Below are 12,395 nucleotides of genomic sequence, written 5' to 3' on the forward strand. Positions count from 1 at the left end.
GAACTGGTAACGGAGCTATGCTGTGTGACGTGATCGCGGATGAGGCGGCGTTCCGGTTCGTCGCCGGGCGGCCGTCGGTGGACTTCACCGGCACGCTCGGCAAACGTCGGCGGGAGGAGCCCGTTGAGCGGATTCCTGAGGCGGCCGCGCTCGGGCGATGGTTCGTCGAATCCGGTCTGACCGACGAGCCCGTGGTGGTGCCGGCGACGGCTCTGCGTCAGGCGTACCCGTTGCGTGAAGCCTTGTATCGCCTGATGCGCGCGCCGATGCGCGGCGAGCGACCCACCCGGGCCGATCTGGAGCTGGTGAACCACTGGGCCGCGCGGACCCCGCCCGCTGTCGCCCTGACCGCGGACCTGACCGTGCGGCTGGTCGAGCCGACAGTGCAGCAGTTGTTCGCGTTGCTTGCCCGCGACGGCGTCGACCTCCTCGGCGGACCGTACGCCGAGCGCCTGCGGGAGTGCTCGAGCGAGACGTGCACGCTGCTCTACCTGGACACGTCCCGAGCGGGCAGTCGCCGGTGGTGCTCGATGGAGCTTTGCGGCAGCCGCGACAAGATGTCGCGTTACCGTCGTCGAGCCGCGGCTACCTGACCGATAGGCAGTGCCCTCCACGTGCGGATGGAGGGCACTGCAGCTCAGCCGGGTCAGACCTGGGTGACCCGGACCGCGTCGGCGATCACATAGCCGGCCGCGCTGGTCCAGCGGCTGACGCCGACGACGTTGTAGTCGCCTGCGGCGAGCGCGAAGGTGCCCAGCGAACGCCAGGCGCCGCCGCCGGTCGACTGGTCGACGACGATGGTCTGGTTGCCCCCCGCGGCCGCGACGACGAACGGCGTCGCCGTGTTGTAGCCCGCGACGGCCGGGTACCACGTCTCGACCTTGTAGTTGCCGGCCGCCGGGATGTTCACCTTGAACCAGGCGGCATCGCTGGCGAGCACGGGGTTGGCGTACCGGTAATCCGCGCCGTAACGCTGGGTCGAGTAAGTGGAGGTGGCCCAGTTGGCGCTGGCGGTGAACCGGCCGGCCGTCGCGTTGTCCACGATGGTGCTGTAGCCGGTCGACTTCGGCGGCAGCCCGAGGTAGCTGGCGATGCCCTTCGCGTGCCCACGGGCGTCCGCGGTCAGGAACGCCGCGTTCTTGAGCAGGTTCGCGTCGGCCACGGTGTCGATGAACATGTTCTCGGTGAGGATCGCCGGCATCGTGGTCTCACGCAGCACGTGGAAGTTGGCGGTCTTCATCCCCCGGTCGGTGACGCCGGCGACGGTACGCATCCCGGCCAGCGCGTTCGAGTGCATCGCGTTGTGCAGCGCGAGAGTCGCCGAGTCGGTCGTGAGATAGCGGTAGCTCTCGAAGCCGGTGCCACCACCGGAGTTGATGTGGACGCTGATGAAGATGTCCGCGCCCCACGCGTTCGCGTCGTCGGTACGCTGCTGGAGGCTGACCGTCGCGTCCGTGGTCCGCGACATGCGGATGTCGATGCCGGAGTAGTCCGCCAGCAGGATGTCGCGGATTTGCAGCGCGATGTTGAGGGTGAGCGCCTTCTCCTGCAGGCCGTTGCCGACCGCCCCGGAGTCGGTGCCGCCGTGACCCGGGTCGAGATAGAGCTTCTTGTTCGCGGCGAACGCCGGTACGCCGGCCCAGGGGGTGAGGGCAGCGCCGACGGCCGCCGCTCCCGCCACTTGGAAGAGCGCGCGCCGCCGGATGGGGTGACTGCTCATGGAGGACCTTTCGGCTGGGGGATACCGCTGGCATCGAAATACTCAGCCGCGTCGAACCGCCCTGTCAAGCCTTCACAGTCCTTCACATTGACGCGTGAAGCCTTCACCTCGCTGGGTTTTGGCTGCAGATCAGGGTTACGCAGCCTTCCGTAGGCTCAGGAAGGCTGCGTAACCGTGATCCGCAGGTCCGTCGGCCGGCCGAGGAAGCGCCCGACGTCGGCCGCCTCGGCGGTCAGCTCGTATTGTCGCTTGTGGACGGTGTCGTCGAACGCCTCGACCTCGAGCCGATCCTTCGCGATCCGCCACCGGCCGACGACGCGTCCGTCCACCACCACCGCCGGGTGGAGCACTCCGCCGCCCGCTTGGATGCGGTGGGCGTACGCCGGATCGAGCATCAGCGACCGATCGCGATAACCCAGCAGATACGTGTCGTACGCCCCGAGCAGCCTCGTCCCGCTCCCCTCTTCGCGTTCGTAGGCCGCGGCTTGGAAGGGCTCGCGGACTGCCCCGATCGGCAGTCCGGACCAGGTCGCGAAGTCCTCGGTAGTCGCCGGGCCGAACGCCCGCTGGTAGCGCCGAGCCAATTCGGCCAGCGGATCCGTCGGCTGTTTCCCAGCCGGTGCCCACTCGTCGAGTAGGACGTACCCCGGCTCGTCCTTGTCCAGATCCGGCCCTCGGCAGATCAGCCCCCGGCCGGCCGCGTACGCCATGAGGTGTGGAACGGCCTGTCCGCGAAGATCGAGCCCAAGCTCACGCACGATCTCGGCGCGGCTGAGCGCCCGCCCACGCAGGATGCCGGGCAGCTTCGCCAGCGCCTTGTCGCACGTCTTGTCGTCGAGGCCTAGCTGATCTCGGCGTCCCTTGGTCGCAGCTACGTTCCTGGCCCCGAAGATGCTCAGCATCCACCGCACGTCCACGGCCGGCACGAGGTGCAGCGTTCCCCGCATCAGCCACGTCCGGGCCACTTCCCCAGGCTCGCTGCATTCTTCGCGTACGCCGTCGGCGGTGAGGTCCCGCGTCCGAGCGCGCACGGCCAGCCGCATCGCGGCGGTGTCCTGCGCCTGCAGCCCGGCCAGCCGCCCGGCCACCTCGACGACGGTCGGGCCGGCGGGGTCGGCCAGCCCCTGGGCGGCGTACCGGCGTCGCAGGACCTCGTCGTCGCGCATCCGCCCAGCCTACGGCCGGGCGTACGACTTGAGGCGTACGCCGGATGCAGTCTTGAAGGGGACGCGTCACGGCCATGCCAGGCAATAGCGTCGGCGACCATGACATTGTCTGTAACCGAACTGACCAAGGTCTACGGCGAGGGCGACACCGCTGTGCGCGCGCTCGACGGCGTCAGCGTCACCTTCGCTCAGGGCCGATTCACCGCGATCATGGGACCGTCCGGGTCGGGGAAGTCGACGCTGATGCACTGCGCGGCCGGGTTGGATACGGTGACGAGCGGTTCGGTGCGGCTGCACGACGACGAGTTGACCCAGCTCCGCGACGTCGCGCTGACCCGGCTGCGGCGCACGCGCATCGGCTTCGTCTTCCAGTCGTTCAACCTGCTGCCGACCTTGACGGCGAAGCAGAACATCCTGCTGCCGCTGGAGTTGGCCGGGACCAAACCCGATCCGGCCTGGATGTCGACGGTGATCAACACGCTCGGGCTGGCCGACCGGCTCGGGCACCTGCCGAGCCAGCTCTCCGGCGGCCAGCAGCAGCGGGTGGCGTGCGCGCGGGCGTTGCTGCCCCGGCCGGACGTCATCTTCGCCGACGAACCGACCGGCAACCTCGACTCGAAGACCGGGCACGAGGTGCTGGACTTCCTGCGGCGCAGCGTACGCGAACTCGGGCAGACGATCGTGATGGTGACGCACGACCCCAACGCCGCCTCGTACGCCGACCGGGTGGTGCTGCTGGCCGACGGGCGGATCGTCGACGACATCGAGGACCCGACCGCCGACGCGGTGCTGGGCCGGCTGCGGCTGCTGGGGGCTTGAGATGTGGCGCGTAATTGTGGCTTCGCTGACCAAGCATGCCCGGCGTCTGGTCGCCACGACGCTGGCCGTGGTGCTGGGGGTGGGCTTCACCGCCGGGACGCTGATCTTCGGCGACACCGCTCAGGCGGGGTTCGACGAGACGTTCGCGCGTACGGCGAAGAACGTGGACGTCGTGGTGCTCGCCGGTGAGAAGCCGCTCCCCAGTGAGCAGCTGTCCGCAGTGTCCGCTGTGGACGGAGTCGAGCACGCCGAGGGCCGGATGGCGGTCTCGTTGCCGATGCTCGGCTCGACGGGCAAACCGCTGGTGAACAACGGCCGAGCCGGGTACGCCGTCTCCGTCGCCGCCGACGAACGCCTGCGCGGCTTCGACCTCGACGGCCGAGTGCCCGGAGTGGGCGAGGCGCTGCTGGACACGGAGACCGCCGCCCACGAGCACCTGTCGATCGGGCAGACGATCCAGGTGCTGGACAAGGCCGGGACGAAGCAGGCGTACGCGATCTCGGGGCTCGTCGACTTCGGGGTGTCGAAGGCCTATTCCGGGCTCAGCGTCGTCGGGCTGCCGTCGGCGGAGATCACCCGGCTCACCGGGGAGACCGGGTTCGACGAGATCGTCGTGCGGGCCCGGCCAGGGGTCGATCCCGCCGAACTCAAGCAGCGGATAAAGGCGGTCACGGGGGCGAGCGTAAAGACCGGCGACGAGCGCCGGACCGACCTGGCCAACGACGCGACCTCGGTCGCGACGCAGTTCACCTTCATCCTGCTCGTCTTCGGGGCCATCTCACTCGTCGTCGCGGTCTTCGTCATCTACAACACGTTCGCCATCCTCCTGGCTCAACGCGTACGCGAGACCGCCCTCCTGCGCTGCGTCGGCGCGACGCGACGGCAGATCTTCGGGGCGACCCTGCTCGAATCGGCCGCGGTCGGGCTCGTCGGCGGGGCGTTGGGCGTACTCGCCGGAATCGGGGTCAGCTATGGCTTGCCGTTGCTGCTCAACGGTGCGCTGCATGCCGGAGTGCCCGAGCACTCCGTGGTGCTGCGGCCGATGCCCGTCCTCATCGGACTGACGATCGGGTTGGTGGCGACGGTAGTGGCGGCCGCGATCCCGGCGCTGCGGGCGACGCGGACGAAACCGCTCGCCGCATTGCGGGACCTGCCCGGCGCGGTCACGGCCAGCCGCCGGTCGAAGATCATCCGAGGCGTCGTCGCGCTGCTCATCGCGGCGATCGGGGTGCTGATCACGCGTCAAGGTGGTCAGACCGAGGATTCCGAGACCGCCACGTTCATCGTGGTGGGCGGCGGCGTCGTGGTCTTCCTCGGCGTACTGGTCGCCTCGCCGCTGTTCATCGGGCGGCTCACCGCGCTGGTCGGGTTGCCCGCCAGCCGCCTCGCCGGGCCGCCCGGGCGGGTGGCGGTCGCCAACGCGCGGCGCAATCCCGGGCGCGCAGCGGTCACGACCGCCTCCCTCATGATCGGCGTCGGGCTCATGGCCATGTTCAGCATGCTGCTCGGCAGCATCAAGGAGACCGCGCGGGAACAGCTGGCCAGTCACTACCCGGCCGATTACGTCATCTCAGCGGTACGCGACGGGAAGACCGGCGAGCACGGCCCGATCCCGACGGCGTACACCGATCAGCTGAGGCAGCACCAGGAACTCGCCGTGGTGGCAGTGGTCCGGGGTGCCCAAGTACGCGTCGACGGCAAGATGTTGCAGCTGGGTGCCATCGACCGTCCCGAACTGCTGCCGCAGCTGCCGGCCGGGCTCGCCGACGGCACGATCATCGTCGACGACAAGCAACCCGATCCGCAGCTGACGACGTTGCGTACGGCGGCCTCCGGCGACACCACGATTCCCGGCGCGGGTCGCTTCGACGGCCTCGTGACGTGGAATCAGCTGGCGAAACTGGCCGGCCCGGGCGATGGCACCCTCGTCCTTGTGAAGGCGGCCGATGGCGTCGGCCCCGTCGACTCGCGAGCGATCATCGACCGCCTCAGTTCGGCGTACCCGTTGATGGAAGTCAATAGTGTCGCGGACCTGTCGAGTGGCCTGGAGAGTGCGGTGAACGGCCTGATCGGGCTGTTCGCGGGCCTGTTGGGGACCGCGGTGCTGATCGCGCTGTTCGGCATCGCGAACACGCTGTCGCTGTCGGTGATCGAGCGGACGCGCGAGTCCGCGACGTTGCGCGCGCTGGGGCTGACCCGCGGACAGCTGCGCGGCATGCTGCTGGCGGAGGCGCTGCTCATGGGCGTGGTCGGCGCGGTCGTCGGCATCGTCTTCGGCCTGGTGTACGCCCCGCTCGTGCTGGTGGCGGCGCTCCGCGACGTGCATCCGATCATCGTGACGCCCTGGGGCTGGCTGGCCGGGCTGCTGCTGTTGGCCGCGGTGGCGAGCTGTCTCGCCGCCGTTCTGCCGGCTCGGCGGGCCGGGCGGGGGTCGATCGTGGCGGCGATGGCCGACTAGCCCTCGTTGCCGGCCCGTTGGGGCGCTGCCTGTCCGTTGGGGCGCTGCCTGTCCGTTGGGGCGCTGGATCAGGGTTCTGGGGCGAATCATGGCGCAAGATTCGACCCAGAACCCTGATCCAGCGCCATCGCACCGGAAGATCATGAGCCGGCCCGCACCAGCCCGGTCTCATAAGCGAAAACGACGATCTGTACGCGATCGCGCAACCCGAGCTTGGTCAGCACTCGCCCGACGTGCGTCTTCACGGTCGCCTCGGCGACCACCAGCTTCGCGGCGATCTCGGCGTTCGAGAGGCCCTGCGCGACCAGCAGCACGACCTCGCGTTCGCGATCGGTGAGCGCCGCCAGCCGAGGTTCGGCGGTCGAGACGACGAAGCGCCCGGCGAAGTGGTCGAGCAGTTTGCGAGTCACGCGCGGGGCGACCACCGCGTCACCGGCTGCGACGGCGCGAATCGCGCCGAGCAGATCCTCCGGCGGGGCGTTCTTGAGCAGGAAACCACTCGCGCCTGCTTGAAGTGCGGCGAACGCGTCCTCGTCGGTGTCGAACGTCGTCAGGACCAGCACCTTCGGCCCGTCCGGCTGCTCGGCGAGCTGCTGAGTGGCGCTCACCCCGTCGAGGACCGGCATCCGGATGTCCATGACGACGACGTCCACCGGCTGGCCCCGGCGGGCGAATTCGCGTACCTGGGAGACGGCGGCGGCACCGTCCCCGGCCGATCCGGCTACTTCGATGTCCGGCTGCGACGACAAGATCATCTCCAGCCCCGTACGCACCAACGGCTGGTCGTCGACGATGAGCACTCTCACGCGGCCACCGCCTCGGGCAGCGGCAGGCAGGCGCGGACTTCCCAGCCCCCGGCCAGCCGTGGCCCGGCGTGCAGCGAGCCGCCGTGCACAGAAACCCGTTCCCGCATCCCGGTCAGACCGTGGCCGTCGACACAGGGCCCCCCGCGTCCGTTGTCGGTGAGGTGCACGACGATCTCGTCGCCGTCCCGGCGCAGGTCCAGGTCCACCTGGGCATCCGGTCCGGCATGCCGCATGACGTTGGTCAAACCCTCCTGCACGATCCGGTAGACGGCGAGTTCGAGGGCGGGCGAGTCGACCGCGCCGACCGTGTTCTCCACGCGTACGGTCAATCCGGCCGAGCGCGCCCCGGCGACCAGCGGGTCCAGCTCGGCGAGCGTGATCCGGCGACGACTCTGCGGCGAATCCGCGCTGCCCCGCAGCACCCCCACCAGCCGCCGCATGTCCTCCAGCGCGGCGCGCCCGGTCTCCGCCACCGTCGCCATGGCCTGCCGGGACTTCTCCGGATCGGCGTCGAGCGCGTACCGGCCGCCGTCGGCCTGCACGACCATCACCGCGAGGCTGTGCGCGACCACGTCGTGCAGCTCACGAGCGATGACCGCGCGCTCGTCGGCCACCGCGATCCGGGCCAGGTGCGCGCGTTCCCGTTCCAAGCTCGCCGCGCGTTCCTCCAGGCCCGCGACATAGATGGCCCGTTGTCTCACCGTGTACGCCATGAGCCAGACGCCGCCGCAGATCCCGACGTAGAAAAGCGTCATCTGCCACCAGCTGTCGGCGTCGGCGTGCCGAGCGACTTCGATGACGATCCCGATCGCGACGACGAATCCGGAGATCAGGCCACCGCGCAGGGTCTTGGAGTACTTGACCGCGCTGTACATCCCGATGAGCACGGCGAGGTCGTAGGGGAGTGGATCATGCGCCCTGCTCCAGAACACGACCTGCGCCAAGGCCATGGCGGCGATCACGCCCATGCTCCAGAGCGGCCGATGACGCCGGACCAGCAGCGCGACCGCCATCACCAGGCCGAGCCAGGTGAGCGCCGGGGAGGTCTGCCGGAGGAAGATCGGCAGAGTGGCCAGGCAGGCGACGCCCGCCGAGACGAGCACGTCGAACGCCAGGGACCTCGGGTTACGCATGCCTGCCAGGGTATCCGGCCGGTCGGCGCCGCCGGGTTCGTCGTCGGCGCGGCCGCCGCCCCATGATCGTCGGCTGCCGACATTCTTGGCGCTTCCGGCCTCCATGATCGTCGGAAGCCGACATTCGTGGGCGTTTAAGTGCACTGATCGTCGGCTTCCGACGATCATGGGGCGGACGCCGCAGCCGCCCCAACCGGGGAACAGGGGTCGATGAGGTGTCGCGGCCGGCCCGTCGAGACGTATGCTTCGGCTTGTTACCGCACTTGTCGCATGAAGAATGCCGTCCACAGTGTCGTCCACAGTGGCGTGACGGGACGGCCCGCCCGCGAAGGCGAGGGGGAATGGAGCCCGACGGCCTCGGACGGTTCGCCCGGCGCTGGTCGGAGGCGCTCGGCGCGACCTGCGACGAGCCGCCGCCGGACCTGGCCGATGTGCTGGAACGGCTGACCCGAGACCTCGCGGGCGCGCTGCGGGACGACACCGTGGAGGCGCGGGCCGAAGAAGCCGCCGCCACCCTCGTCGGTCTGGATTTCCACACCCCCGCCGCGGTACGCCGGACGATCGAGGTCTTCGCCGACGGCTTCCTCGACGAGATCCGGGGCGAACCTGGTGCCGAGGACGAGATCAAGCTGCGGGCCCGGCTCGGGCAGCTCCTCGGCGGGCTCTCCGCCGGCTTCGCTCAGGCGTTGCGCGTACGCACCCGGACCGAGCAAGAGGCCGTGCAGCGGGCCGCCCTCCGCGCAGTACGCCTGGCCGAGCACGACCGGCGCGTCGTGGAGGCCCGGTTTCGAGCCGTCTTCGCCGACGCCGCAGTCGGCATCGCCATGGTCGACCTGAGTGGCCGGCTGATCGAGGTCAACACGGCGTTCGCCCGGATGCTCGGCTTCGTGCCGGAAGACATCCGGGGCCGGACCGTCGGCGAGATCATCGGCGACAGCGGGCACGGCCCGACCTCCAGCCGTTATCTGGATCTGCTCAGCGGCGGCCGGGATCACTTCCGCACCGAGACGATCCGCGTACGCCCCGACGGCAGCCGACTCGTGCTGGACCTGTCGATGTCGATGGTGCGGGACGACGACGGCGCGCCCGGTTTCCTGATCGGGGTCACCGTCGACATCACCGAGCGGCGACGGCTGCAGGACCAGCTCTGGCACGAGTCCCGGCACGACGCGCTGACCGGGCTGCCCAACCGGACCCTGTTCGCCGAGCGGCTGGCCGAACGGCTCGCCGAACCGGCCTGCGGCCGACTGGGTCTGTCCTTTCTGGACCTCGACGGCTTCAAGGACGTCAACGACAGCCTCGGGCACGCCGTCGGCGATCAACTCCTCGTGGCGGTCGCCCGGCGGCTGGAGGCGGCGGTCGCGTACGGGGATCGGCTGGTGGCCCGGCTGGGCGGCGACGAGTTCGTGGTGCTCGACGACGACTGCGTGGGCGAGGCCGCCGTGGTCGGACCGGCCGAGGCCATCCTCGCGGCGCTGCGTGAGCCGTTCCACGTCGGTGGCCGGGAACTCACCATCACGGCGAGCATCGGAGTGGTCGACTCCCGGGCGGTCGGCGCCGATCCGCAGGCGTTGATGCGAGCCGCCGACATCACGCTCTATCGGGCCAAGGCCGAAGGCAAGAGCCGGTTGGCCCGCTACGACCCGAGAGACAGCGCCCGCCAGATCACTCAGCACACCTTGGCGACGGCCCTGCCCGGTGCGCTGACCCGGCAGGAGTTCTTCTGCGACTACCAGCCGATCGTCGGGCTCGCCGACGGGCGGCTACGCGGCGTCGAGGCGCTGATCCGCTGGCGGCATCCGCAACTCGGCATCGTGGGCCCGAACCAGTTCATCCCGGTCGCCGAGGAGACTGGGCACATCGCGGCGGTCGGCCGCTGGGTGCTCGCCGCCGCCTGCCGCCAGGCCGGCGAGTGGGCCGCCGCCAATCCGACGCTGACCTGCTACATCAGCGTCAACGTGGCAGTCGGGCAGCTGCGCCGGCCCGGGTTGGCCGACGACGTGATGCAGGTGCTCACCGAGGGCGGCATCCCACCCGAACGGCTCCAGCTCGAACTGACCGAGTCGGCCGTCCTCGGCGATGACCGCGGCCCGGCCGACGAACTGCAGCGGCTCGCCGACACCGGCGTACGCCTCGCGATCGACGACTTCGGGACCGGGTACGCCAATCTCGCATACCTGACGAGACTGCCCGTACGCCAAGTGAAGCTCGCCGGCGAATTCCTCAAGCCGCTGCGTACGGGGCACAGCGTCGACCCGAAGCACGATCGGCTGCTCTCCGCCGTCATCGCGCTCGCCCACGACCTCGGGCTGAGCGTCACCGCCGAAGGCGTCGAGCACCAGGCCCAGGCGGATCGGCTACGCGACCTCGGCTGCGACGCGGCCCAGGGCTGGTTGTTCGGCCAGCCCGGCCCGGCCGAGGAAGTGGGGCGGCTCATCGCACGTCAGAACCGCCCCACCTGACCCGGTTCGCCCGTTGATCATGGAACTCGGACAATTCGGCGACGTCGAACTGAAGCAGACGCCATCGCATGATGATCGTCGGGAGCCGACGATCTTGCTCGATCCCAGCTCCAGCAATTGCCGCCGGGGACTGGGCGTGATCATGTTCCCTGGGTCTGCGATTTCCGGCCGGCACCTGCCGACATGTGCCCGTGGTCTGCGCCAGAAGGCCGATTTCCGCAGACCACAGGTACTTGATCATCAGTTCTGGCCCCGAAATCGCATACCACGGGCACGGGATCTTGACGCGCGCCCGAATCCTTTACCAACGGGCTCTAACTCCATGATCAACGCGCAAGAGGCGCGGCGAGCGCGCCAAGCCGGGCGAGTCAGTTCTTGACGTAGGTGAGCTTGGCGTAGTTGAAGGCGATCGACTCGTACGGAGTGTCGCCGCCCATGTCGTCGCCGGTCTGGAAGGACGAGACGAGCAGGTTCTCGAACGTGATCGTCAGGTACGGCATCGGCGCGCGCCGCGCCTTCTCGACGGTCAGTACGGCGGTGGCGATGTGCGTCCCGTTGGCTGCCGCGAGGAACAGCTTCGGGCTCGCCGAGTCGACGTGCTTGGTGACCATGAGGTCGCCGAACACCGCCTTGCCGCTGCCGCCACCGGCTCCACCGCCACCGGAGCCGTTGTTGGTGACGCCGAACGAGAAGGACTCGAGCTCGATCTCGCCCAGGTGTTTCGGGTCGGTCGAGTCGCCGGGGATGCCTGCGATCTTGAGGAAGATGGTCGTCTTGGCCGGGGCCGCCACTGCCGGGTGGGCGGTGGCGACGACCGCGGCCACCGTGACGGCGACCGCAGCCAAGATGCGCTGTAGTGATCTCATGTCCTCAGAAACGAGCCAGCCAACCGCGGGTGATCACGGTGCAATCACCGCGCTGACCTGGGCGGCGAGGTTCTCGACCTCTTCGATCGACAACGGCGGCTCGGGTGCGTACTCCGGATGGTTCTCGGCGGTCAGGAAGCCGTTGCTGACGGTGATCGACACGACCTTTCCGTTCGCCAGCGCGACCATGACGCGATTGACGTGCACTGCGGCGTTGGTGTCCTCGATGTACTGCATCACCACGGTCCGCAGACCGCCGGGGGTGGTACCCCGGTGACAGGTCTCCGGTGGGCAAGGCAGGTTCGACCAGCAGTTCTGGACTGAAGCGTCGTCGCCCAGGCACTTGGCGTCCGTGAACTCGACCCAGATCGAACCCTTCAGGTCGCCGTTGCGTACGCCCCACAGGGTCCCGACGCCCGCCGAGCTTCCGGTGAACCGGGGTGCGTCGCCGTCCGAGCCGTAGTCCGCGCCGGCGGCCGGTTGGCGGATCCACTGCGTTTCCGGGGCAGCACTCCGCAACGCTTCGTCGACCGTGGTGCTGAGCCAGTCGTATGTGTGCTGGAAGGGCTTCGACGGGTGGAAGGTCAGGACATGGGTGCTGGGCGAGCTGACCTCGACCGAGCGGGTCGGCGCGGAACCGGCCGCGCCGAGGGCGAGCGCCGCCGCAGCCACTACGGCCACGGTGCCGGCGGCCGCTCCCAACACGCTGCGCCGACGCCGATGACGCCGTTCGCGGGCGACGATGCGAGAGATGTCGACGGTTGACGGCGGCATTGCGCCGATGACTTCCTCGAACAATGTGTGCGCCATCTCAGGCTCCCATCTTCGGGGCGATCGAACGGAGGGCGGTCAATCCGCGGGAGGTCTGGCTTTTCACCGTGCCCACGGAGACGCCGAGGATCTCCGCCGTCTCCTCGACCGAGTAATCCAGGTAGAAGCGCAGTACGAGGACCGCGCGTTGACGT

Annotated in this window: 11 protein-coding genes; 4 read left to right on the forward strand and 7 right to left on the reverse strand. The window is 69.4% G+C overall.

Annotation, left to right across the window (positions count from 1 at the left end):
- The first annotated feature begins 29 nt into the window (after positions 1–29).
- Entirely contained in the window at positions 30–593 is a 564-nt protein-coding gene (locus HOV77_RS13855; RefSeq protein WP_290862130.1) for an ABATE domain-containing protein, read from the forward strand.
- Between the two features lie 53 nt (positions 594–646).
- Here HOV77_RS13855 and HOV77_RS13860 read toward each other — a convergent pair whose 3' ends face one another.
- Both HOV77_RS13860 and HOV77_RS13865 read right to left on the reverse strand, forming a co-directional pair.
- A complete protein-coding gene (locus HOV77_RS13860; protein ID WP_290862132.1) occupies positions 647–1,720 on the reverse strand; it encodes an N-acetylmuramoyl-L-alanine amidase in 1,074 nt (357 codons plus the stop codon).
- 155 nt (positions 1,721–1,875) lie between these two features.
- On the reverse strand, positions 1,876–2,886 hold the full coding sequence (locus tag HOV77_RS13865; RefSeq protein ID WP_290862134.1) for a winged helix DNA-binding domain-containing protein: 1,011 nt from the start codon (positions 2,884–2,886) through the stop codon (positions 1,876–1,878).
- 99 nt (positions 2,887–2,985) lie between these two features.
- Between HOV77_RS13865 and HOV77_RS13870 the strand changes: the two genes are divergently transcribed.
- Positions 2,986–3,705: an ABC transporter ATP-binding protein gene (locus HOV77_RS13870; RefSeq protein ID WP_290862136.1), complete on the forward strand. Its 720-nt coding sequence runs from the start codon at positions 2,986–2,988 to the stop codon at positions 3,703–3,705.
- Position 3,706: 1 nt separating this feature from the next.
- Positions 3,707–6,163, forward strand: coding sequence for an ABC transporter permease (locus HOV77_RS13875; protein ID WP_290862138.1), 2,457 nt, complete (start codon positions 3,707–3,709; stop codon positions 6,161–6,163).
- Between the two features lie 140 nt (positions 6,164–6,303).
- Here HOV77_RS13875 and HOV77_RS13880 read toward each other — a convergent pair whose 3' ends face one another.
- Positions 6,304–6,969 (reverse strand): response regulator transcription factor, encoded by a 666-nt coding sequence (locus HOV77_RS13880; protein WP_290862140.1) that lies wholly within the window; start codon positions 6,967–6,969, stop codon positions 6,304–6,306.
- Positions 6,966–8,102, reverse strand: coding sequence for a sensor histidine kinase (locus tag HOV77_RS13885; RefSeq protein WP_290862142.1), 1,137 nt, complete (start codon positions 8,100–8,102; stop codon positions 6,966–6,968). Before HOV77_RS13885 ends, HOV77_RS13880 begins: the two co-directional genes overlap by 4 nt.
- A gap of 341 nt (positions 8,103–8,443) precedes the next feature.
- On the opposite strand from HOV77_RS13885, the gene HOV77_RS13890 reads away from it, so the two are divergent.
- A complete protein-coding gene (locus HOV77_RS13890; protein WP_290862144.1) occupies positions 8,444–10,564 on the forward strand; it encodes an EAL domain-containing protein in 2,121 nt (706 codons plus the stop codon).
- 368 nt (positions 10,565–10,932) lie between these two features.
- Here the strand turns inward: HOV77_RS13890 and HOV77_RS13895 are convergent, their stop codons facing one another.
- The 3 genes from HOV77_RS13895 to HOV77_RS13905 form a co-directional block, all read right to left on the reverse strand.
- Positions 10,933–11,430, reverse strand: coding sequence for a type VI secretion system tube protein Hcp (locus tag HOV77_RS13895; RefSeq protein WP_290862146.1), 498 nt, complete (start codon positions 11,428–11,430; stop codon positions 10,933–10,935).
- Positions 11,431–11,463: 33 nt separating this feature from the next.
- A complete protein-coding gene (locus HOV77_RS13900; RefSeq protein ID WP_290862148.1) occupies positions 11,464–12,240 on the reverse strand; it encodes a hypothetical protein in 777 nt (258 codons plus the stop codon).
- A 1-nt stretch (position 12,241) separates the two neighbouring features.
- The coding region (locus HOV77_RS13905; protein WP_290862154.1) for a sigma factor-like helix-turn-helix DNA-binding protein at positions 12,242–12,395 on the reverse strand (154 nt) is incomplete at its 5' end.

The organism is Hamadaea sp., from assembly GCF_013362815.1.
In the GTDB taxonomy this organism is placed as follows: domain Bacteria; phylum Actinomycetota; class Actinomycetes; order Mycobacteriales; family Micromonosporaceae; genus Hamadaea.